At 32.1% G+C, this 24730-nt stretch carries 22 protein-coding genes; 4 read left to right on the forward strand and 18 right to left on the reverse strand.

Annotated features, from left to right (window positions below; genetic code table 11):
- The first annotated feature begins 386 nt into the window (after positions 1–386).
- Positions 387–1619 carry an IS110 family RNA-guided transposase gene (locus tag DWV06_RS10155; RefSeq protein WP_115482079.1) on the forward strand — a complete coding sequence of 411 codons (1233 nt, stop codon included), beginning with the start codon at positions 387–389 and terminating at the stop codon, positions 1617–1619.
- Between the two features lie 154 nt (positions 1620–1773).
- Here DWV06_RS10155 and leuC read toward each other — a convergent pair whose 3' ends face one another.
- A complete protein-coding gene (leuC, locus tag DWV06_RS10160) occupies positions 1774–3027 on the reverse strand; it encodes a 3-isopropylmalate dehydratase large subunit (protein ID WP_115482080.1) in 1254 nt (417 codons plus the stop codon).
- Between the two features lie 116 nt (positions 3028–3143).
- Between leuC and DWV06_RS10165 the strand changes: the two genes are divergently transcribed.
- Positions 3144–4052 (forward strand): LysR family transcriptional regulator, encoded by a 909-nt coding sequence (locus DWV06_RS10165; protein ID WP_115482081.1) that lies wholly within the window; start codon positions 3144–3146, stop codon positions 4050–4052.
- Between the two features lie 78 nt (positions 4053–4130).
- Here the strand turns inward: DWV06_RS10165 and ilvC are convergent, their stop codons facing one another.
- From ilvC to DWV06_RS10185, 4 genes are all read right to left on the reverse strand, one after another.
- Positions 4131–5141 (reverse strand): ketol-acid reductoisomerase, encoded by a 1011-nt coding sequence (ilvC, locus tag DWV06_RS10170; protein WP_115482082.1) that lies wholly within the window; start codon positions 5139–5141, stop codon positions 4131–4133.
- Between the two features lie 63 nt (positions 5142–5204).
- Positions 5205–5717 (reverse strand): acetolactate synthase small subunit, encoded by a 513-nt coding sequence (ilvN, locus tag DWV06_RS10175; protein WP_115482083.1) that lies wholly within the window; start codon positions 5715–5717, stop codon positions 5205–5207.
- 158 nt (positions 5718–5875) lie between these two features.
- The gene (locus DWV06_RS10180) at positions 5876–6760 is read right to left on the reverse strand and encodes an AraC family transcriptional regulator (protein WP_115482084.1); all 885 of its coding nucleotides are present in this window, start codon (positions 6758–6760) and stop codon (positions 5876–5878) included.
- Positions 6761–6832: 72 nt separating this feature from the next.
- Positions 6833–7789 carry a Na/Pi cotransporter family protein gene (locus DWV06_RS10185; protein WP_115482135.1) on the reverse strand — a complete coding sequence of 319 codons (957 nt, stop codon included), beginning with the start codon at positions 7787–7789 and terminating at the stop codon, positions 6833–6835.
- Positions 7790–8074: 285 nt separating this feature from the next.
- Here DWV06_RS10185 and DWV06_RS10190 point away from each other — a divergent pair, with 285 nt between their 5' ends.
- Positions 8075–8476, forward strand: a complete 402-nt coding sequence (locus tag DWV06_RS10190; protein WP_115482085.1) for a hypothetical protein — start codon at positions 8075–8077, stop codon at positions 8474–8476.
- A 158-nt stretch (positions 8477–8634) separates the two neighbouring features.
- On the opposite strand, the gene DWV06_RS10195 is transcribed toward DWV06_RS10190, so the two are convergent.
- Entirely contained in the window at positions 8635–9156 is a 522-nt protein-coding gene (locus tag DWV06_RS10195; RefSeq protein WP_115482086.1) for an acyltransferase, read from the reverse strand.
- A gap of 467 nt (positions 9157–9623) precedes the next feature.
- Between DWV06_RS10195 and DWV06_RS10200 the strand changes: the two genes are divergently transcribed.
- Positions 9624–10070 (forward strand): hypothetical protein, encoded by a 447-nt coding sequence (locus tag DWV06_RS10200; RefSeq protein WP_115482087.1) that lies wholly within the window; start codon positions 9624–9626, stop codon positions 10068–10070.
- Between the two features lie 159 nt (positions 10071–10229).
- Here the strand turns inward: DWV06_RS10200 and DWV06_RS10205 are convergent, their stop codons facing one another.
- The 12 genes from DWV06_RS10205 to argH form a co-directional block, all read right to left on the reverse strand.
- The gene (locus DWV06_RS10205) at positions 10230–11240 is read right to left on the reverse strand and encodes a GGGtGRT protein (protein ID WP_115482088.1); all 1011 of its coding nucleotides are present in this window, start codon (positions 11238–11240) and stop codon (positions 10230–10232) included.
- Positions 11241–11254: 14 nt separating this feature from the next.
- Positions 11255–11947, reverse strand: coding sequence for an iron-sulfur cluster assembly scaffold protein (locus DWV06_RS10210; RefSeq protein ID WP_115482089.1), 693 nt, complete (start codon positions 11945–11947; stop codon positions 11255–11257).
- Between the two features lie 193 nt (positions 11948–12140).
- Positions 12141–12800 (reverse strand): hydrogenase nickel incorporation protein HypB, encoded by a 660-nt coding sequence (gene hypB, locus DWV06_RS10215; protein WP_115482090.1) that lies wholly within the window; start codon positions 12798–12800, stop codon positions 12141–12143.
- A 63-nt stretch (positions 12801–12863) separates the two neighbouring features.
- The gene (locus DWV06_RS10220) at positions 12864–13214 is read right to left on the reverse strand and encodes a hydrogenase maturation nickel metallochaperone HypA (protein WP_115482091.1); all 351 of its coding nucleotides are present in this window, start codon (positions 13212–13214) and stop codon (positions 12864–12866) included.
- Between the two features lie 26 nt (positions 13215–13240).
- Entirely contained in the window at positions 13241–14812 is a 1572-nt protein-coding gene (locus DWV06_RS10225) for a putative ABC exporter domain-containing protein (RefSeq protein ID WP_115482092.1), read from the reverse strand.
- On the reverse strand, positions 14812–15513 hold the full coding sequence (locus DWV06_RS10230; protein WP_115482093.1) for an ABC transporter ATP-binding protein: 702 nt from the start codon (positions 15511–15513) through the stop codon (positions 14812–14814). The genes DWV06_RS10225 and DWV06_RS10230 overlap by 1 nt, the downstream gene beginning before the upstream one ends.
- A 93-nt stretch (positions 15514–15606) precedes the next feature.
- Positions 15607–16272 (reverse strand): acyltransferase, encoded by a 666-nt coding sequence (locus DWV06_RS10235; protein WP_115482094.1) that lies wholly within the window; start codon positions 16270–16272, stop codon positions 15607–15609.
- 26 nt (positions 16273–16298) lie between these two features.
- Positions 16299–18302, reverse strand: a complete 2004-nt coding sequence (locus tag DWV06_RS10240) for a DNA topoisomerase (protein ID WP_115482095.1) — start codon at positions 18300–18302, stop codon at positions 16299–16301.
- 81 nt (positions 18303–18383) lie between these two features.
- Positions 18384–19739, reverse strand: a complete 1356-nt coding sequence (locus DWV06_RS10245) for an ATP-binding protein (RefSeq protein ID WP_115482096.1) — start codon at positions 19737–19739, stop codon at positions 18384–18386.
- 144 nt (positions 19740–19883) lie between these two features.
- On the reverse strand, positions 19884–21890 hold the full coding sequence (locus DWV06_RS10250) for a methyl-accepting chemotaxis protein (protein WP_235828939.1): 2007 nt from the start codon (positions 21888–21890) through the stop codon (positions 19884–19886).
- 222 nt (positions 21891–22112) lie between these two features.
- Positions 22113–23198 (reverse strand): aspartate-semialdehyde dehydrogenase, encoded by a 1086-nt coding sequence (gene asd / locus DWV06_RS10255; RefSeq protein ID WP_115482097.1) that lies wholly within the window; start codon positions 23196–23198, stop codon positions 22113–22115.
- A 131-nt stretch (positions 23199–23329) separates the two neighbouring features.
- The gene (argH, locus tag DWV06_RS10260) at positions 23330–24721 is read right to left on the reverse strand and encodes an argininosuccinate lyase (protein ID WP_115482098.1); all 1392 of its coding nucleotides are present in this window, start codon (positions 24719–24721) and stop codon (positions 23330–23332) included.
- Between the last annotated feature and the right edge of the window lie 9 nt (positions 24722–24730).

Genomic DNA, 24730 nt, shown 5'->3' on the forward strand with positions numbered 1-24730 from the left:
TCCTTGTATGATATCTTTATAGGTTAAAGACGAGCATACTTTTTCCTTTCTTTTAATTTATATATTTTAATAATAGCTAATTCTTACTTCAATCGGTTTGTTGATACCCATGATATAATCAACTTAGTGTCGATCAGGTACATAGTTCTTTTTTTCCTTGTTGAACCAACATGGTTACTTCATCCGGAGTCTGTTCCCCTGGGCTGGAAGTTAACTTCAAACCAACTGGCTGTTTGTCTAAGTTCATGATCTGCCTTTTTAGCAGTGAGGTTCGCATCGGATCATCTTAGACCGAATTCTTATATGCAAGGGTGCTGATGCTCCAGTTTTCATGGGTGTTACCAAACCGATTGACCTACAAATTTATTACGAAAGAAGGTGATATTATGAACCCACTTTACGTCGGTATTGATGTCAGCAGCAAAAGTAACGTTATTTATTTTATGAAACCAGATGGTTCAAAGCACAGCAACTTTCCTGTTGCAAATTCTTTGGATGGTTCCAGACTACTTGTAAAAAGAATCATCTCTGCAATCACTTCTGAATCCCTTTCAGACGTTGTCATAGGACTAGAAGCAACTTCTGTCTATGGTGATAATCTGGTCTGCTTCTTAAGGGAAGATGGTTCTCTCATGCCATACAATAAAAAGATTTACGTTCTAAATCCTAAACAGGTCAAAAAATTTAAAGAAGCTTATAATAACCTGCCTAAAAATGATTACATAGATTCTTTTGTTATTGCAGACTGCCTGCGTTTTGGAAGAATCAACAATGAGGTCTACATGGACGATTACCGCTTCAAAGCTTTACAGAACCTTACCCGTGCCCGTTTTTTCGCTGTTCAAAACCTCACAAAGGAAAAACAGCGTTTCCTCAATCAATTATTCAAGAAGTATTCTTCTTTTACACAGGAGAAGGTATTTTCCGATACCTTCAGCACTACAGCACTGGCCATCTACGAAGAGTTTGACTCTGCTGATAAACTGGCATATATGGACTTACATGACCTTACCGAATATATTAAAAATAAAGGTAAGAACCGCTTCTCTGACCCAGATGCGGTAGCCAAAGCCATTCAGAAAGCTGCCAGAAGTTCCTATCGTTTACCTAAAACGGTAAATGATTCTGTGAACCAGGTGCTTTCTATTTCCATAAGCTCTATGAAAGCCTTACAAACTCAGATCAAAGCTTTTGATAAGGCAATAGCTGAACAGATGGAGTTAATCCCTAATACCTTGATTTCCATCAAAGGAATCGGTCCTGTTTATTCAGCCGGTATCATCGCTGAAATCGGTGACATTAATCGGTTCCACAATCATGCTGCACTTGCAAAATACGCAGGTCTGGCATGGACACAACATCAGTCCGGTGAATTTGAAGCAGAAATAACACGACAAATTCGTTCCGGCAACCGTTACTTAAAGTACTATCTCGGTGAAGCTGCATGGTCTCTTGTAAGATGCGATACAGAGTACAATGCTTTTTATCATCTCAAATTTAAAGAGGTGAACCGATTCCAACATAAACGTGCACTTGCATTAACTGCTCGTAAATTTGTGCGGTTAGTCTTTCGACTGCTGAAAGACAATTGCCTATATATCCCACCAGAGAATCGATAAGGCTCTGGTAATGCTACGCCCTGCTTCTCGAAAAAGCGGAATCGACAGGGCTTAGGTAGGTGTTTTGCGCCTTTCAGAAAATACTGAAAAAATATCATTATTTTTCTTATTTACTTCTTGACATAACACCGCTGGACTCCAATCTAATTCCTATCTATTTTGGTGCTACAATTTCACCAGTTATTGCACTTGCAGCTGCTACGGCAGGACTTGCCAAATATACTTCGGACTTCACATGCCCCATTCTTCCAACAAAATTTCTATTTGTAGTAGAAATACATCTTTCTCCTTCTGCAAGAATTCCCATATAACCACCAAGACATGGACCACAGGTTGGTGTACTTACTACAGCTCCTGCTTTTATAAATGTTTGAATCAAACCTTCTTCAATTGCCTGCATATAAATTTCCTGAGTTGCAGGTATAATAATACACCGAACATTATCTGCAACTTTATTTCCATCTAAAACTTCAGCTGCTATTCTTAAATCACTAATCCTTCCATTTGTACAAGAACCAATAACGGATTGATCGATCTTCACAACTCCTACTTCATCAATCGTTTTTGTATTCTCAGGTAAATGTGGAAATGCAACTGTTGGTTTTAATTCACTTAAATTAATCGTATATTCTTCCTCATACTCAGCATCTTCATCCGCTTCATAAATTATGAAATCTCTTTTTGAATGTTCCTTCATATAATCTATTGCTAATTCATCCACTGGAAAAATTCCATTCTTACCTCCAGCTTCAATAGCCATATTTGCAATCGTAAATCTATCATCCATGGATAGATTTTTTATGCCTTCTCCTACAAATTCCATGGAGCGATAAAGTGCACCATCTACTCCAATCATTCCAATAATATGAAGAATCACATCTTTTCCACTTACCCACTTGGAAGGTTTTCCAATCAAATTAAATTTTATCGCTGAAGGTACTTTGAACCAGGCCTTTCCAGTCGCCATCCCTGCCGCCATATCAGTACTTCCAACACCTGTTGAAAAAGCTCCTAACGCACCATAAGTACAAGTATGTGAATCTGCACCTATTATAACATCTCCGGCCACTGTAAGCCCTTGCTCCGGTAATAACGCATGTTCAATTCCCATTTTTCCGACATCAAAAAAATTACTAATTTCATGTTTACAAGCAAATTCTCTAACACATTTACAATGCTCAGCTGACTTAATATCTTTATTCGGCACAAAATGGTCTAATACAAGTGCTATTTTATCTTTATGGAAAACTCCATGTACATTCATTTTTTCCATTTCGTGAATTGCAACTGGTGATGTAATATCATTTCCTAAAACTAAATCTAAATCTGCTTCTATTAACTGACCCGCTTTCACAGTTTCTAAACCTGCATGTGCAGCTAAAATTTTCTGTGTCATTGTCATTCCCATAAGTAATCCTCCATTAACTTTTTTTATCTATTGCTATCTTATCATAGTTCTTGCTATAATTGAAATACATATTATGTATATTTATTATAACCTTATGTTATAGAAAGGAGATTGCTATGAATCAGCAATTATCATCTTATAAAGTTTTTTATACTGTTGCAAATACCGGAAATATCTCACATGCAGCCAAGCAATTATATATCAGCCAGCCTGCAATTAGCAGAACTATTCAAAGATTAGAACAATCTCTTGGTGTTATCTTATTTTCTCGTAACTCAAGAGGGGTGCAATTAACTTCAGAAGGCCTTCTCCTATACAATCATGTAAAATCTGCCTTTGATACTCTGGAACTTGGTGAAAAACAATTGCAACGTGTTTCTGATTTAGGTATTGGACAAATACATATTGGCGTAAGTACTACTTTATGTAAATACGTCTTACTTCCATACTTAAAAAAATTTATCGAGAAATTTCCTCATGTTAATATAACCATCGAATGTCAATCAACCAATCAAACATTAGAATTAATAGAACAACAAAAAATTGATGTCGCATTAATTGGGAAGCCTTCTTCTTTAAAGGGGCTCGACTTTATTCCTATTGGTGAAATTGAAGATATTTTTGTAGCTACAAAAAATTATCTTCATTTTTTAAACGAACGTGAAACTATCAATCAATCTACAAAAAAACAAAAAAACTTTTTTGAAACTGCCACTTTAATGCTTCTTGATAAAAATAATATGACTAGACAATATATCGACGATTATTTTATTAAAAACCAAATTAAAACAAATAATATACTTGAAGTTACATCTATGGATCTACTGATTGAATTTGCGAATATTGGTTTAGGTATCGCCTGTGTGATTAAAGAATTTGTAAAAAAAGATTTACAATCCGGTCATCTCATTGAAATTCCACTAAATATTCCCATACATAAAAGAGAAATCGGATTTGCATATCTTAACCAAAATAAACTTACTCATTCATTGGAACAATTTATTTCTTCTTTAACAAAAATATAGTAATCTTATTATATAATAACAAAAAACATATGGAACTTATTAACTAAGTCCATATGTTTTTCTTTTGTTTCATAATAATTAATTATCAATCAGTTTGTTGCTATCATTCCAACTATATAATTTACGAAGTTCTGTACCAACCTCTTCTAATTGATGAGTTGCTTCTCTTCTTCTCGTGGCTTTAAAATTGGGGCAACCCACTTGATTTTCTAATAACCAATTACGTGCGAACACACCTTGTTGAATATCTGATAAAACCTGTTTCATCGCTTTTTTTGTTTCATCGGTAATAATCTTTGGACCTGTAATATAATCTCCATACTCTGCAGTATTAGAAATTGAATATCTCATACCTTCAAATCCACTTTCAAATATTAAATCTACGATTAATTTCATTTCATGAATACATTCAAAGTAGGCACTTTCTGGTTCATAACCAGCTTCAACCAATGTTTCAAACCCACATTTCATAAGTGCAGTAACTCCTCCACAAAGAACAGCTTGTTCACCGAAAAGATCTGTTTCTGTTTCTTCTCTAAATGTTGTTTGAAGAACACCAGCTCTTGCTCCACCAATCGCTAAAGCATAAGCTAATCCCATATCATGAGCTTTCCCTGTAGCATCTTGAGATACAGCAATTAAACATGGAACGCCTTTACCTTCTTGATATTGACTTCTAACTGTATGTCCAGGTCCTTTTGGTGCAATCATTACAACATCAACATTTTTAGGTGCAATAATCTGATTGAAATGAATTGCAAAACCATGTGCGAACATAAGCATATTGCCTTCTTCTAAATTTGGTTCAATTGATTCTTTGTATAATGCTGCCTGTTTTTCATCATTGATCAAAATCATAATAATATCAGCTTTTTTTGCAGCTTCTGCTGCTGTATATACTTCAAACCCTTGAGCTTCAGCCTTTGCCCATGATTTACTACCTTCATAAAGTCCAATAATTACATTGCAACCTGATTCCTTTGCATTTAAAGCATGTGCATGTCCTTGGCTGCCATAACCAATGACAGCGATTGTTTTTCCCTCTAATAAAGATAGATTACAATCTTCTTGGTAAAATATTTTTGCCATTTGTTTTTCCTCCTAAAATAATTTTCTTTCAACTATATAGTTAAAGGTATTTGCCTCTAGCTTTTACTTTTGTAGATCAGCTGGAAATTGAACATCTTCTTTACCGCGAGATAATCCTGTAAGACCAGTCCTTGCCAATTCTAAAATTTCATATCCTTTCACAAGTTCCAAAAATGCATCTAACTTACTTTGATTTCCTGTAAGCTCCACAATCACAGAATCACAAGCCACATCAATAATCTTTGCTCTGAAAATATCTACCACAGTCATAATTGCTTGTCGATCTCTATCCGTAGCACTCACTTTTACTAAAATAAGCTCTCTACATACCGAGTCCTCTTCTTCTAATCTTTTTATATGTAAAACATCTTCTAACTTTCGTAATTGTTTTTCAATTTGTTCCAGTATTCTCTCATCACCACTTGCAACAATAGTTAATCTCGTGAAGCGGGGATCCGATGTAACCCCAGCGGAAAAACTATCAATGTTATATCCTCGGCGACTGAATAATCCTGAAACATGGCTTAAAAGACCTGGTGTATTTTCAACTAATACTGATAATATTTGTTTTCTCATAACAAATCCTTCTTTCTTGCTCATGTATTCCTTGCATTAAAAATTATTCTAACAATTATTAATTTCTTTGTCAAGATAACACGTTAAAATCTTGAAGCTTTTTTAATTAACCTCTAGTTTGTCCAAACATATAATTATATATTACCGTAAGTTATAAATTATTTCACTGAATCTGCACTCTTACTATCTATTCTGCATGTTTTCCTATATTTTCTGGGTGACATCCCAACGTACTTTGAAAATAAAGCATAAAATTGATTGGGATCACCATAACCTACTCTAATTGCAATTTCTGTAATAGTTAAATCGGTTTCTTCTAAAAGTGTTTGTGCTTCACCTATTCTTCTGTTAACTAAATACTGCATTGGAGAACTTCCAATTTGTTCCTTAAATACATGAGATAAATAATACATATTCATATAATATTCTTCACTCAATTCTTTTAAAGATATATCTTCACTAAGGTGTTCATCTAAATACTGTTTTATACTCTTACATAGTTCCTTTTTATTTTTCCTTTTTGGCGTAGATTTTTCTTCTATAACATTTACATAAGGATAAATAATGACTAATAAAGAAATCATCAAATGAAAACATGCCTCTTTCGATGTAGAATTATTTTTCTTATAAAGTTGATGCATTACTTCAAAAATTCCATTTATTTCTTTATATTGTTCTTGACAATGATATATTGTAGCAGCTTTTTCTGATATCAAACAATTTTTTGGTAATCCAGGTAATTCTATATCAGTTAATTCAATCCAATACATAGATATATCTGTGAAAAATTCAGGACTTGCTTCATGAACCACATTGGCATTACAAATCATTACATCTCCTGTCCGTACCCAAAATCGTTCTTTATCAATCATATAATATGCTTCACCTGAAATAATAAAATGCATTTCAACGTGATTTTCATGCTTATGCTTCATTCTAGGTCTAGAGTTTTTTCCTCCAATACTTTTAACAACTCTAAGAAATTTTGGGGGCTTTTGGGTAGGAATCAAAAAATGATTATTATCTTTATTTAATATTGTCATTTACCTATACCACTTTCTAATTATAATAATAAATTATAACAGATTATAATAGTTAAAAGCAAAATTATTTTATCACACAATTTTCCTTTCTTTTACAAAAAATTTAGTTATATCTACCAACTGGGAAATGAATGGTAATAATATCAAGGTATTAACAATATTGAATACCGTATGAAATATGGAAATTTGAATACTATTAATTCTTGAATGAGCAAAATCTGGATTTAAAGTAAATATCAATATAAAAACCGGACCTATTATAATAGCCCCAAGCAAATTAAATAGTAAATGAAAAACAGCAGCTTGTTTTGCGGTTCTATCCGTATTGATACTCGATAATAAAGCTGTAACACAAGTGCCAATATTTTGTCCCAAAGTTATAAATATAGCTGTATTCCATCCAACGAAACCATTAATAGCCATCGTTTGCAAAATACCTACACTAGCTGATGAACTCTGTATAAGTGCTGTTACAATTGCACCAGCTAATATTCCTAATAATGGATAAGTACCAAGTAATTTAAATGTAGAATAAAAAATTGAAATATGTTGTACAGGTTCCATTGCATCCGACATAAAATTAAGTCCTATAAACAAAATTCCAAATCCAACACTAATTTCAGCAATAACTTTTTTTCTGTCACTTTTTGCAAACAAAAGAAAAAATGAACCTAAACCAACTATTAATGGTGCAATGATTTCAGGTCTAAAACAAACAGTCCACTCACTTAAAGAAATTAACCAGGCTGTTATTGTTGTTCCAATATTTGCTCCCATAATCACACCAGCTGCCTGAGTCAAATTCATAATTCCTGCATTCACCATTCCTACAACCATAATTGATGTAGCAGAACTGCTTTGAATTAGAGCCGTAACAATTGCGCCTACAGCAATCCCCTTATAATGATTTGTAGTAATACTACTTATCATAGTTTTTATTCGATTTCCTGATAAATTTTCTAAACCTCCTGCCATAATTTGCATTCCATACAGAAACATACCTAGGCCACCTAAGAAACTAAAAGTCATTATAATATATTCCAATTTGCTCCTCCATTTCTTTCATTTATTAATATTTTTAAAAAAAACAATATATTTTGTAACTAACTTTAATTTATTTTAAAACTGTTCTTAAGGAATTATTAAGATTGCTTTATACATACAGTTTCTTATTTGGATATTATTGACATCTTTTCTTTTTGATGTATAATGAAGTACATCAATTCAGTAAACATAATGTTTACTTATTGTTACTATGAACATGCATTTTTGCAGGTTCATAAATAAATAATTAATTAAGAAAGAGGTAGAAACATGAAAAAATTATTTTTAGTACTTGCATTTTCAACCGTATTATTATGTGCATGCGGAGACAAGGAAAAAACAACCGAAACTAATAGTACTTCAACAGTAGAAGATGCTAACAAATCTACAAACGATTCAACTACTAAAACTCAAACAAATGATATTTCTGACACTTCAAACAACAAAACTAAATCTAACAAAACGGAAGACGCAAGTGTAACTAAACCAGAAGATAGCAAAAAATCTGATGAGAAATCTAATGAATCAAAGGATTCCAATACCACTTTAGATTCTAAAGATAAAGATTCCAATGCAACAAAGAATTCAACAGATAAAGATTCTAAGGCCACTTTAGATTCTAAAGATTCTAATGCAACAAAGAATTCAACAGATACAAAATCTGCTGAATAATTAATTATTTTATATAGAAGGCATGATAAGCTCTCATTATCAGCCTTCTATATTTATATCCTAAAAAGCTTTTGATATGTCTATAGTTAATATAATTATTTTTAAGCAAAAAAAGAAGATACAAGATTTATTAAAAACTTTTGTATCTTCTTTTTTATTTATAAGGCGTATTTCTTGTTTAAATACTCTCTTTTCTCATTAGAATCCATGTGCTTTGTATAATCACATTTATCTTTGTTCTTTTCATAATATTCGTCAATTGTTTCAATTACTCTAGCCGGTACTCCAGCTACAATTGTATTTTCAGGAACATCTTTGGTTACAATAGCACCACAACCAACTACACTATTACTACCAATTGTAACTCCTGGCATAAGAATACTATTTAACCCAATATGAACATTATCCTTAACCACAATTCGACCGAATAAGTCTGCATTCTTTAGTCTTCCATCATTCCTTAAAACCCAAGCTCCTCCATCATGGGTTATAAACTTAACCCCTTCTGTAACTCTTACATTATCACCAAGTTCAATTAAATAAGGTTCTGATCCCCAGATAACATTTTTATGTAGCTCGCAATTTTTTCCAATTGTTATTCCTTTGCGTCGTAAAATATTATTTACCTTTTCTCCTTTGGCGAGATCAAACGCTATTTTCTGCATAATTTTTTTGACCATATTTATCCCTCCATTGGAAATATATTACTATGTTATTACGTTTTTATCAAGTATCCTTAATTAATCTTAAATAATCTTTAATAATCTTTAAAAATTAACAAGAAACAACTTAATCTATATTTAGTTAAATAAAATGATTTTAAATAAAAACGATATGTTTTACATTATTTCATCTATTTGTCTACTCTTTTTATACAACAGTACATATAACAAATCTATTTTATTATAAGTTAATAATTTCACCTACTAAATATCTGTTATGGAAAAAGTAAAGCACTTAACAATTTTTATTTACAATATTATTTATATTTTCTATTATTTATTTATAAATCGATAAAGACCACAAAATCTAATTACTTAAAAGTCGATTTATATAAATAATTTAATTATAAAACTAAGTTATGAATATTGACTATATACTTTTTCATTTGTATAATACATATAAAATTATAGAAAGGTTATTATATATGGTAAAATTAATTAAATCAATTGCACTAACTCTTATTATTATGTTCTATGCAACTACATTTACTACTTTTGCTTCATCTAATTGGCAATGTGTGGAAGATCATTCATTTGGAAACACGATATACAAAGAATTCATGTTCTCTCCTCCTCATATTATTGACTATGGCGGAAAAGATGGTCTTCCAAATAATGCTACTCAAGGAGGATTCCTAGTTCACGAAGGGCAAAAGATTGTTGTTTCTATACAATTTAGTGATATCGCTGATTGTAATGGTCATTTATATAATCAAACTACTGGAAAATTTGTTTACTCTGAATTTTTTGGAGGAAGTAATTGTCCTCAAATAGTTATGACCGCTTCACAGACTGGATATTATGTTCCTGTTATAGAATGCTTAGAACGTCCATCTTTAGCAGTTGAAAGTTATATCGTTACTGTATACTAATAAATTAATTAGAGGACACAAAAATTCAAACATACCTGAAAAGCTATACATATAGAAAAGATTTCAAATAAGAATGAAGATATATACTAAAAAACATTAGATGTGTACCACAATGATACACACCTAATGCTTTTTTTAACCGTTATATTATGAACCTTTTTAGAACTTACCTTCGTTAGCTGCTTCTTCAATCGATACAGCAACAGCAACTGTAGCACCAACCATAGGATTATTACCCATTCCAATAAGTCCCATCATCTCTACGTGCGCTGGTACTGAAGATGAACCTGCAAACTGAGCATCTGAGTGCATACGTCCCATTGTATCTGTCATACCATAGGAAGCTGGTCCTGCCGCCATATTATCTGGATGAAGTGTACGTCCAGTACCACCACCGGATGCTACTGAGAAGTACTTTTTACCTTGCTCAATACACTCTTTTTTGTATGTACCTGCAACCGGATGTTGAAAACGTGTTGGATTGGTTGAATTACCTGTGATAGATACATCAACACCCTCTTTATGCATAATAGCAACACCTTCTGTTACATCATTTGCACCGTAACAGTTAACTTTTGCTCTTAAACCTTTTGAATATGATTTTCTATAAACTTCTTTCACTTCACCTTTGTAAAAATCCATATCAGTTTCTACATATGTAAAACCATTAATTCTTGAAATTACTTGCGCAGCATCTTTTCCAAGACCATTTAAGATAACTCTTAAAGGTTTTTTACGAACTTTATTTGCTTTTTCAGCAATACCAATTGCTCCTTCTGCTGCTGCAAATGACTCATGTCCTGCTAGAAACGCAAAACATTCTGTTTCTTCTTCTAATAACATTTTTCCTAAATTACCATGTCCAATACCAACCTTACGTTGATCTGCAACAGATCCAGGAATACAAAATGCTTGTAATCCTTCCCCAATTGCTGCAGCTGCATCAGATGCTTTTTTTGCGCCTTTTTTAATTGCAATAGCTGCTCCTACTATGTATGCCCAACATGCATTTTCAAAACAAATTGGTTGAATACCTTTTACTTGGTCATAAACATTTAGACCTGCATCTTTCGTGATTTTTTCAGCTTCTTCAAGTGAAGCGATACCAAAACTATTTAAAACTGAATTAATTTTATCAATTCTTCTTTCATATGATTCAAATAATGCCATTTTCAATTTCCTCCTTACTCTGCTCTAGGATCAATGATTTTAACTGCATCATCAACTCTACCATATTGACCTTTAGCTTTTTCCCAAGCTGTGTTTGGATCATCACCCTTTTTAATGAAGTCTGTCATTTTTCCAAGACTTACAAATTGATATCCGATAATTTCATCATCTTCATCAAGAGCAATACCTGTAACATATCCTTCGGCCATTTCTAAGTAACGAGGTCCTTTTTTCAAAGTACCATACATCGTACCAACTTGAGATCTAAGACCTTTTCCTAAATCTTCCAGACCAGCACCAACTGGAAGTCCATCTTCTGAAAAAGCACTTTGTGATCTTCCATAAATAATTTGTAATGCTAATTCTCTCATAGCTGTATTGATTGCATCACAAACTAAGTCAGTATTCATTGCTTCAATCAAGGTTCTTCCCGGCAGGATTTCTGATGCCATTGCAGCGGAATGCGTCATTCCTGAACATCCAATCGTTTCCACTAACGCTTCTTGAATAATACCATCTTTTATATTTAAGGTAAGTTTACATGCTCCTTGTTGAGGTGCACACCATCCTACCCCGTGAGTTAAACCGGAAATATCTTTTACTTCTTTTACTTTTGTCCATTTTCCTTCTTGAGGAATTGGCGCACAACCGTGATTAACACCTTGTGCTACCGGACACATTGCTTCAACTTCGTGTGAATAAATCATGTTAAAACTCCTTTCAAAACCTTAAATTTATCATGAGGAAATTTCCTCGCCACTGTAATGGTATTCATATTTAAAATACACATTCAATACCACATCACAAAACATTTTCTCACAAAACGACAAAATAGTCTAGTGATTTTTAAATTTTCATCAATTCATTTATAATATAGGATTTAACAGAATATTATAATTTTTATTGATTGACTCTCTCTTTAAGAAAATTACACCATTCTGAAATACCTTCACCTGTTTTACAAGAAATTTCAAAAATCTTCACATCCGGATTTAATGCTTTTACTCTCTCATATAGTTTTTCTTTATTAAAATCAAATACTTCAACCGTATCAACTTTATTAATAAGTAATACATCACTGACAGAAAACATAAGAGGATATTTTAATACTTTATCATCCCCCTCCGGAATACTTAAAATCATAACTCTCAAATTTGCTCCAATATCAAATTCAGCAGGACAAACTAAGTTCCCAATATTTTCTACAAATATTAAATCTAATTCCTCTTTCATTAGTTCATCAAGAGCAGGAGTAATCATTGGAGCATCCAAATGACAAGCTCCACCTGTGCGAATTTGAACAACCGGAATATCTTGTGCTTTCATTTTCTCTGAATCTACCAATGATTCAATATCACCTTCTATTACACCGATTTTTATTTCATCTCTTAAATTTTTAACTGTCTGTAAAATAGTACTTGTTTTTCCGGAACCAGGCGATGCCATCAAATTTATCATATAGGTATTTTTCTTTTTCAGATCTTCCCTAACAATATCTGCTTGATTATCATTGTCTGATAAAATGTTTTGTTTGATGTCGATTAGTTTAATGTCACTCATAATCTAGTCTCCTTTTCTTTGAATTATTAATAAGTATTTAACTAATAAATAATATCACATATTTTAAACAGCTTCCATGCTTTCTATATAAAATTCTCTTCCAGTCAGCAATTTGCAATCCATATTCCCACAAGATGGACACAATATTTTATCATCTGTCTTAACATTGTATTCAAATTCTGTTCCACACTCTTTACAAGCAAAAGAAACCGGTAAATACCTTATTTGAATCTTCGCACCTTCTGCAGGTGTACCTTCACTAACATATTCAAAATATCTTTGTATCCATTCTTCTTCATAATTTTGCATTTTGCCAACTACTAATTGAATGGATAAGATTTTTTCTAAATTCATTTCTTCTTTTTTTTGTAATACAATATCTAATAAACTTTTTGTGACTGCTAATTCATGCATATCAACCCTCCACTTAGATAGATATTTTAATTAACGGTTTCCATTTTATCAAATAGTACAACTGCACCCATTGCAATAGCCAAAGTCAGGCCGAGCATTACTACAAGTAAAACAAAAAAAGCAATTTTCAATCCCATTGCAATACCAGTTAAAACTGCTGCTAAAACCGCAAGTCCAATCACAATACTTTGCATTAATAATTTTATCAAGCTCTTTCCAAACGCTCCTAATGTTTGTCCTACTAAAAATTCTGACAACATTTCAGTATACAATTTATTTGCCTTCAAACACATAATAATTATGATAATAAGAATTGTATTTATGAAACTAATTTTTAAATAAATTGCTGCTGGAATTGTAATTAACAATCCATCTACAAAGGCTCTAATATGCTCAATCATTGTAGCATACCATACTTTACGAAAAGGATTGTCCGGTATCAAAAACGTATACGGATTCTCTAACTCTTTTGACCATCTTGTGGCATAACCACTAAATATAATCATAATATATGCTGCAACGCCCAGGATTACAAATTCCTTAACTTTAATCATTTCAGGATTATAATGAGCAAATACTGCGATACCAATTCCGGCTGCTAACGCAACTAATGTATTACCTCCAAATATAAAAAATTTATTTTTCTTATATTCCAAAAGCTGTCGATAAAAAATAGCTTTCGCAAAATTTCCTTTATAATTTATTGTTGCATTATTAAATTTTTTCTTTTTACCTAATCTTCCAACTTCTCCTCGTTTCTTCTTATTCATTATATCTTGGTAATCGTCTGCAAACTTCATGGCATCTTCATAATATTCACCATTACATTTCATTTTATAAGCATATAACGTCAATAAAATAGTAGTTAAACAATACAAAACTGTACAAACTATATTCAATACAGTAGGGCCAATAATAATTAATCGGATAATTGCAATACACCACCCAATTAACGGAACGCATTGAATCCAAGGTATTGATAAAAATTTCTGAACACTGGAAATAGAAAAACCGTTCAATGAGACTACATAAAATCCTGCTAATACAAATATTATCATAATTCCATATAATAAAATAGGTAATTTCTTTATTATTTTTTCTGAAATAGTCTCATTCCCATATAAACTAATCATGATACTGGCTTCTAAAACATTTTCAATCATAACAGAAAATAGGAAATATAATAACATTCTCCATAAAGGAATATGACAATAGATACTTCCCAAAAAAACTAACCAAATTCCTAAAAGGATACCTAAGGCAATGCTTTTTACCTGTGCAAATAATAAAACCTGTTTTGGTGTAACAGGAGCTGTAAATACAAATTGTACCTCACTGGGGCGAAAAAGCAGTCCTTTCCTTTTTGTATAAGAAATCATATTTGCTGGTATTATAGCAAACATCAGAATTGTAAGTGCTGCTGCAAACCCCTCGGGTTCATCAAAATGAAGCGACTTAAGTAATGATCCCATTCCAAACACCATTGAAAATAAATACCAGCCTATAAATATAAGATATACATATGTAACCGGCTTCTTTAAAGCTTTTATCGTTCTATTTTTTAAAGTAGTCTTATATAAATACACAAATCCATTCATTATTTCTCACCGCCTGTAATATTAAAAAACAAAGTCTCTATATCTTGTGCTTGTGCATCTACTTCATCTTTATTATATTGTCCAATAACTTTCCCTTTTGACATAACAAACATAATATCCCATAAATCTTTCACCATTTCTAACATATGGGTGCTGATTAAAATAGTTGCATTGCTTTGCTTCAATTCGTCTACTACTATTTTTAGTTCTTTAATCGCTGCAGGATCTAATCCTACCATGGGCTCATCCAACATGATTACTTCCGGTTTGATTAATAAGGCACAGCATATACTAACTTTCTGCATCATTCCTTTTGATAATTCATTCCCTAATTTATCTTGTTTATCAATTAATTCAAATCGTTCCATCAAACGGTTCAATTCATCATCGGTTACATTAACGTTATATGCCCTTTTGATATATTCAAAATGCTCTCTAACTGTTAACGCTTCAAACATAGATGGAATTTCAGGAACATAAGCAAAAACTTTTTTCGCTTCTATAGAATTTGACGGTTTGTCTTGAATTTTAACTGACCCTTTAAAGCGAACTAATCCGGCAATACTTTTAATGATTGTAGATTTTCCAGCACCATTGGGACCAAGTAATATACCAACTTTTCCATCCGGAACCTTAAAACTCACTTGATCTACCGCTATAACTTTACCATACTTTTTTGTTAAATCTTGTACTTCTAACATATATATCCTCCTATTTTAAAATTTTACGCATATACTATTGTGTTATACAATTAATACAATAGTACATGCGTTTCTCTTCTTTGTCAATATTTGTTATCGCTTCTTTATCATTTCTCCTTGCTTTTTATAAATACTACCAGCCGGTATCACTCCTCTTACCATTGATACCGGATATATATTACTATTACTTCCTACTACTGTTCCCGGATTTAAAACGGAATTACAACCAACTTCAACACAATCACCCAACATCGCACCAAACTTTTTCAGTCCTGTTTCTATTTCTTCTTTTCCACCTTTTACAACTACAAGTGTTTTATCTGATTTTACATTTGAAGTAATGGACCCTGCCCCCATATGAGCTTTATAACCCAAAATTGAGTCTCCGACATAATTGTAATGAGGCACCTGTACTTTATTAAAAAGTACTACATTCTTTAACTCAGTAGAATTCCCTACGACAGCACCTTCACCAACAATAGCATTTCCTCGAATAAATGCGCAATGACGAACTTCCGCATTTTTCCCAATGATAGCCGGTCCATTGATATATGCGGTAGGTGCAACTTTTGCAGTTTTTGCGATCCATATGTTTTCTTCTATTTTTTCATATTCAGATTCTTTTAATTTGGGACCGAGTTCCAGAATGAACTGATTGATTTTAGATAATGCTTCCCATGGATACATAAGACCTTCGAATAATTCCTTTGCTATTGTTTCATTTAAATTGTACATATTCGTTATTTTACACTGTTGCATCTTAACTCTCCTCTACTAATCATAATTTATTTCTTTTTAGTTTTATAATTAACCGATATTTGGTCAAATAATCCTCTTAACATATATTGATTATTTATACGCAATACACCTGCAGTCCTTGATTCTATAAATTGTTTTAATTTTATCATATATTCTTCGGGTGTGATTTCTCCATTCGCCACATAATTAAGTCCTTTCTCCCAACTTGCAGTAAGCTCAGGATTCAATAATGATTTTATTGATGTATATACAACATCATAAATCATTTCTCCTATCTGGGTCGGAGTTATAATTTGAGTTTTTTTGTTCAAAGCAATATATTTGTTATTAATTAGCTTTTTTAATATTTCGGCTCTTGTGGCACTTGTTCCTATCCCACTACCTTTTATCTGTGCTCGGAGCTCTTCATCCTCAATTAACTGACCGGCATTCTCCATTGCAAGAATCATTGAACCTGAATTATATCTTTTGGGTGGTGAAGTTTCTCCTTCCTTTATATATAATTCATTTATTGGCAAAATTGCTCCTTTTTTTAAAGCTTTTAATGCATTCATAAAGTTCTCATCACATTTTGACTCTGCTTCTTCCTTTTCCTCAGTCTGCTTCTTGTTAAAAGATTTCTCTAACACTTTTAAATATCCTGGCGATACCAGGATACGAAAATTTGAGAAGAATTTCTCCGAATCTAACTTCAGAACCAAACTGACTTTTTGATAAACTGCAGCAGGATAAAAACAACTTAAAAACCTTCTTACAATTGTTTCATATATATTTAAACCCTGCAATGATAAACTTTTTAAAGCTCCTAATCCTTGCCCTGTTGGTATAATAGCATAATGATCTGTAATCTGTTTATCGTTTACATATCGTGTTTTTGCTATATTTTTATATGATCCGTTTTCTAATATCTCAGCAGCATATTCACTTCCATATTTATAGTTTAAAAGACCATTCAAATTTTTATGTATTTCTTTTGCAACTGCAGTAGATAAAACTCTTGCATCCGTTCTTGGATATGTTACTAATTTCTTTTCATATAGTTCCTGAACAACTCTGAGAGTCTCGTCAGGACTTATCTTAAAGAACTTGGAGCAATCATTTTGCAGCTCTGCCAAATTATATAATAAAGGGGGATTTTTATTCTCTTTTTTCTTTTCAATTGAATCAACAATTCCTTCCGGAGGCTGTACATTTGAAAGATTATCTATTAGTTCTTGTGCATTTTCTTTCTCTTTAAAACCGTTTTCTTTATATAAAAGCTTAGATTGAAAATATTTTGATCCTTCAACCGCTCTCCATTCACCCTCAAACTCTGTTCCTTCAAACATACTTTTTAATAGTACCCGATAAAAAGGTGTTTTCACAAACGCTCTAATTTCTCTTTCTCTTCTTACTACCATTCCTAAAACACATGTCATAACACGTCCAACAGATAGAACCGTTCGATCTGTTCTTAAATAATTTGATATCGTATTTCCATACTTCAATGTTAAAAGTCTGGAAAAATTTATTCCCATTAAATAATCTTCTTTCGCTCTTAAATAAGCAGCTTCTGATAAATTATCATATTCTGATAAATCTTTGGCAGTTTGTATTCCTCTTAGAATTTCTTCTTCGGTTTGAGAATCAATCCATACCCTCTTTCTTTCTTTACCTGATATATCAGCCATTTGTTCTACTAAACGATAGATGTATTCTCCTTCCCGCCCGGAGTCAGTACATACATAGATACAAGAAACATCTTCTCGATTAAGTAGACCTTTTACTATTTCAAATTGCTTCTTTACCGAAGGAATGACTTCATATCTAAAATTTTCAGGTATAAATGGTAATGTTTCTAAACTCCATCGTTTTAATGCTTTATCATAAGCATCCGGATAACTCATCGTAACCAAATGTCCAACACACCAGGTAATAATACTTTCTTCTGACTCTAAATAACCATCATAATTTTTTGTATTTAATTTTAAAGCCTTTGCAAATTCCTTCGCAACACTTGGTTTTTCCGCTATATATAAAGATTTTGACATTTTGTTCCTGCTTTCAATTTTTTTACATAAACATAAAAAGAAACAACAGTTTCCCAAATATGGTATACTGCTATTTACTTTTTACAATTGGTTCATATTAATCAATACTATTCTAGAATCAGCTTTTGCTACTTTTTTTAATTTTGTATCAAATTTAGCTGAAAATAAATAGTAATAATCTGCTGAGATCTTTGCCTTATCCATACAATAAAATAAATGTTCACACATATCATAAGTCATTTCTAATTCCAGCAAATTACATTGTCCAATCAAACTATGACCATCTTTATCTTGTGCAATTATGTGTATGGTGCCTTCTTTACCGACCCAGCTTCCCATTTTTTCTATTTTTATTGGTAACTTGCCTATTTGATTCACTAACTTTAGATATTCACTACATACTTGTACAAAATAACGTTCTGTATATTCCATCAGATAAGGTTCTATGAATCTTTCATAAAACTCTTCAGGCATTAATAATTCTCTTGCAGATAAATGTGGATAAATAAACCTATACCAGAAATTTATAAAAGGATTTTTAATCTGATATACACCTTTCATAGTGTGTTCTTTCCCCTTCGTCTGGTAAGAATATATTTTTTCAATAACTTCAAACTGCATTAAATTTTTCATATACACACTGATTTTTGCTCTTGAAAAACCAGTATATTTATAGATATCATTTAGTTTGATTTTTCCAGAAGCTATCGTATAAAGAATTGTATTGTATATCGATATTTCTCTCAATTCTTGTGCAATATATGACTCAGCTTCTCCATATAACGGTCCTCTATTATTTAATATTAGATTACATACATTTTCCTTTATACTGAACCCTGAATTCCAATGCTTCATATATCCAGGAACACCGCCTAAAATACCATAGGTAATAATACATTCTATTACGGAATACTCTTTAAAACTCTTTACCGTATCAATAAATCCAAATTCTTTTACTTTAAGCAGATTAATTCTAGATGCACAATTTCTTAAACATGATACCATCTCCTGTTCAATCCAGCTAATAGAAGAGCTAATTAGTATCACCATAACAGGTCCCGGATATAACTGTTTATTTAAAAGTTTCACTAAACTATCTACGAAAGATTTATCTTTTTTTACAATAAAATGAAATTCATCAACAATTAAAACTAATCTGGACGCATCCCCACTTCGAATTCTAGAAAAAATCAAATCAAAAGTCTTTTCTTTTAATGATATTTTAAATTGTTGCTCAATCTCTTCAGCAAACATCTTTTTCTGTTGTAATTCTGATGCTTGTCTGGACTGATAATATACAAATTTTTTATCTTCACAAAATTCTTTTATCAATGTAGTTTTTCCAACTTCTTTTCTTCCATAAACTACTACTAATTGATTTCCATCTTTTTTAAAACATTCCTCTAAAAACTTTCGTTCTGTATTTCTTCCTACCATGTTACACACTCCATAGCTATACTTCCCTACTTCATTAGTATATCAAAAAAAAAATGATTTTACAATTTTTTTAATTTAAAACAACTAGTAATGCACAAAGATCAATAATTCTCTCGTTTTGAATTATTGATCTTCATAATTTAACTATATCGTTTGAAACTTATTTATTAGTACTTGTAAATTCTGAGCTAGTTTAGCCAGATCTTCACTGGATTTAGCAATACTTTCTGCCGATTCCGTTTGTTCTTCCATCGTACTGGTTACTTGTTGGGTAGCCGCAGAATATTCTTCTGCTATAGCAGATAAGTTTTGTAATGTATCTTGTATTTCATTTTTCATGGTAGACATTTCCTGTCCTGAATCATTTAATTGACCAACTATTTTACTTGATTCTAATATTGCTTCTCTAATTAAAAGAAAGTTATTTTTACTATTGATAACACTATCAGTCTGCTCTTTTATAACCTTTGACATTTTAATAATTGTCGCTACCGCTTCTTGTGAATTCTCTTGTAATTCCTGTACCATTTGATCTATATTTTTTGTTGACGCTTCAGACTGTTCAGCAAGTTTTCTTATTTCTTCTGCTACAATAGCAAAACCTCTACCGGCTTCACCAGCTCTTGCTGCTTCAATGGCTGCATTTAAGGATAACAAATTCGTTTGCTCTGCTATAGAAGATATCACACTACTTGCTTCTCCAATTTTAGTAGAACTTTCATTGGTCTTTACAATAACTTCATGAATTTCCTTAGAAGCTTTATTATTTTCTTCTGTTTTTTTAGACAAGTGTTCTATTTCTATCAATCCTTGTTTTAATACTACTTCAACTTTTTCTGTCGCTGCATTTAATTCTGATAAATGTTTTTGATCTTTCTCAATGACTTCTCCTAATAAATCTGCTTTGGAAGAACCTTCTTCCGTATTTTGTGCCTGATCAGAAGCTCCTTTTGACAATTCGGTTATTGTATAAGATATTTCTTCTGAAGTACTTGCTGATTGCTGAGATGTTGCTGTTAATTCTTCTGATGCAGCTGCTAATGATTCTGAAGAATTGCTGATATCACCTACAATTTCTCGAATACTATCAGTAATACTTTGAAGTGCTTTTGATAAAGCACCAATTTCATCTTTTCTATCAACATATTTTTGTTCCAAATTAACCGAGATATCTAAATCTGCTATTTTTTTTGAATGATGAACTGTTTTGATAATTGGCTTTGCAATGGTTGTTCCAATTAAATAGGCAAGCCCTATACTTAATGCCATAATAATTACTGCCGACAAAAATATTTTATTCTGTAAAACAGGTAAGGAAGCTAAAACCTCAGTTTTGCTTGCAGTAATAATGAAATACCATTCTGTTCCTTCAATTGGTTCATAACCTGCATATAAACTTTCTCCATTATAATTATATGTACTAATACCATTCTTTTCTTTTAATATTTTTTCAAATAATTTTGACACAGATAATAAACTATTGTCTTTTTTCACTTCTTCTATTGGATTAAATTGATTCAATACTTTTTCTCTATCAGGATGAGCGATTATGGTTCCCTTACTATTAATAATGTATCCATATCCTTCTTTTCCAAAACCCGAACTATCTACAATCTCACATAGAGCGTTACCATCTCTGCGCCCAACTAGGGCTCCTACCACTTTGTTATTTTTATAGATAGGTACTGCTATCATAATTACAGGTTCATTTGTAACCTTACTAATTAAAACATCCGATATATTTGCTTCGCCATTTAATGCTTTTTGGAGATATTCCCGATCACCTAATTCACTTTTAGAACCATCAGAATAAGTTGCTTTTCCATCCGTTTGAACGATTGCAATATCCAAAAATTCCATTTTATCTAATTGTGATTTTATAACCTTTTGTTGAACATTCCAATCCATACTCTGAATCGTATCATTCATTGCCAGCATTTCTAAAGTACGTTTTTGAATTTCCATTCTGCTGACTATTAATTTAGCTTCCTCATATACTAACTCCAAAAGTGAATTTTCGGCTTGTTTCCTTATAACCTGAATAGAGCTGGTTAACGCTATGTATCCTAATACCATAGATACTAATAAACTTACTCCAATAAAACTAATAATTAACTTTGTTCTAATACTCTTCATGTAAATTTTTTTCATTTAAACCTCCATTAATACTAATTAATTTGTAATAAAACATCACTAGCTGGCAGAAAATCCCAAACAATTAATTCCAATTATCGCCATTGTATTTACACATTTTGCATTTTTCACTATATATTACATCATTTGCTAATTATTTGCAAGCTATATTTGAAATTCGAAATTCTTCAAAAAAATAAAAAAACATCACAGTTTTCACACTGTGATGATTTTTTATTTTTATTTTGACTGAATATATCCTTGTGATTTTAATAATTCTGCACACAATACAGCCCCACCGGCTGCTCCACGTAAAGTATTATGTGATAATCCTACAAATTTAAAATCATAAATCGAATCTTCTCTAATACGCCCTACTGAAATACCCATGCCTTTTTCATATTTAACATCTGCTTGAACTTGCGGACGATTATCTTCCTCTAAATATTGAATAAATTGTTTTGGAGCACTCGGTAATTGTAGTTCTTGAGGTACACCTTTAAAATGTACTAATTTCTCTATAAGTTGTTCTTTCGTAGGCTTCTTTTTAAATTTAACAAAAACTGCCGCTGTATGTCCATTTAAAACGGGAACCCGAATGCATTGACATGTAATTACAGGTGAAGAGGCCGGCTCAATTACACCATTCTCAATTTTCCCCCAAATTCTTAAAGGTTCTTTTTCTGATTTTTCTTCTTCTCCACCAATATAAGGGATAATATTCTCTTTCATTTCTGGCCAATCCTGAAATGTCTTTCCTGCTCCTGATATAGCCTGATATGTTGTAGCAACCACTTCATAGGGTTCAAATTCTTCCCATGCTGTTAATACTGGTGCATAGCTTTGAATAGAACAGTTGGGCTTTACAGCAACGAAACCTTTTGTAGTTCCTAAACGCTTTTTTTGAAAATCAATCACCTTCATGTGTTCCGGATTAATTTCCGGTATAACCATAGGTACATCCGGTGTCCATCTGTGCGCACTATTATTTGAAACAACTGGCGTTTCTGTCTTTGCATAAGCCTCTTCAATTGCTTTTATTTCATCTTTAGACATATCAACTGCACTAAAAACAAAATCCACTTTAGCAGCAACTTCTTCTACTTCATTTACGTTCATGACAACAATCTTCTTTATACTTTCGGGAATAGGAGTTGTCATTTTCCAACGATCCCCGACTGCTTCTTCGTATGTTTTTCCAGCACTTCTTGGACTTGCAGCTATCGTTGTAACCTGAAACCAAGGATGGTTCTCTAATAAAGAGATAAAACGTTGCCCTACCATACCTGTACCACCAAGGATTCCTACTTTTAATTTCTGATTCATTTTTTATTCTCCTTGTCTAACCTAAATCATTCTGCAACAAAAAACATTTATAAAATTTTGTTTTTCTGCCGCGCACATTTGTCTTTCTATAAGGTATAGTATAACATATATACAAAAAATGCAAGTATTTTTTAATGATTTTGCCAATCCTTATTTAAATACTCTTTATGTTTTAGTATTACTTGGTTCATTGCTTTCTTGCTTGGCGCACCAATCGTTAGTCTTTTATTTACACATGATTCTAAACTAATAGCTTCATATATAGTTTCATCAAACACAGGATTTATTGTCTTATATTCTTCTAATGTCATATCTTCTAATGTAATATTTTTTTCCAAACAATATAAGACCAATTGTCCTACAATACTATGTGCGTCTCGAAATGCAACTCCATGATTTACAAGATAGTCTGCCGCATCTGTAGCATTGGTAAATCCATTCATAGCACTTTTTGCCATAATAGCTTTATTGAATTTCATGGTACGAAGCATTCCCGTAAATAATAATAAACATCCTTTTACCGTATCGATTGCATCAAAAGTCAATTCTTTATCTTCCTGCATATCTTTATTGTAAGCAAGTGGAAGCCCCTTCATAATAGTCAAAACTGACATTAATGCTCCATAAACTCTTCCTGTTTTTCCTCGTACTAATTCTGCAATATCCGGATTTTTCTTTTGTGGCATAATACTGCTTCCTGTGCTATATGCATCATCTAGCTCTACAAATTGATATTCGTTAGAGTTCCAAATTATTATCTCCTCAGAAAATCTACTTAAATGCATCATAATGGTTGACATTGCCGACAAAAATTCGATGATATAATCTCGATCTGAAACGGAATCCATGCTATTTAAAGTAGGACCTGTAAATCCCAGTAATTGCGCAGAGTAATCTCTATCTAACGGATAAGTAGTACCTGCTAATGCACCTGAACCTAAGGGACAATAATTCATTCTTTGATAAATGTCCTTCAATCTCAAACGATCCCTTTTAAACATTTCAAAATATGCCCCCATATGATGAGCCAGTGTTATCGGCTGCGCCTTTTGCAAATGTGTAAAACCAGGCATAAATGTATCCGTATTATCTTCCATAATTTTTAATAATATCTCTAATAATTCTTTTACTAATTCGTCCATATATAATACTTCTAGTCTTGTATATAGTTTCATATCTAATGCCACCTGATCATTACGACTCCTGCCTGTATGAAGTTTTTTTCCAGGTTCCCCAATACGTTCGATCAGCGTCGCCTCAACAAAACTATGAATATCTTCATATTTAGAAGAAATTTGTATTATCCCTGTTTCCACATCTCTTAGAATTCCCTCTAAACCATCTATAATTATATTCTTTTCCTCTTCAGTTAAAATCCCCTGTTTCGCAAGCATAATTACATGTGCTTTACTTCCTTCAATATCTTGCTTATAAAATTTTTGATCGAAAGAAATAGATGCATTAAAGTTATAAACTAATTGATCTGTCTCTTTGGTGAAGCGCCCGCCCCATAATTGTGCCATATTATTACC

Origin of the sequence: Anaerosacchariphilus polymeriproducens, assembly GCF_003363435.1 — a bacterium.
GTDB lineage: Bacteria > Bacillota > Clostridia > Lachnospirales > Lachnospiraceae > Anaerosacchariphilus > Anaerosacchariphilus polymeriproducens.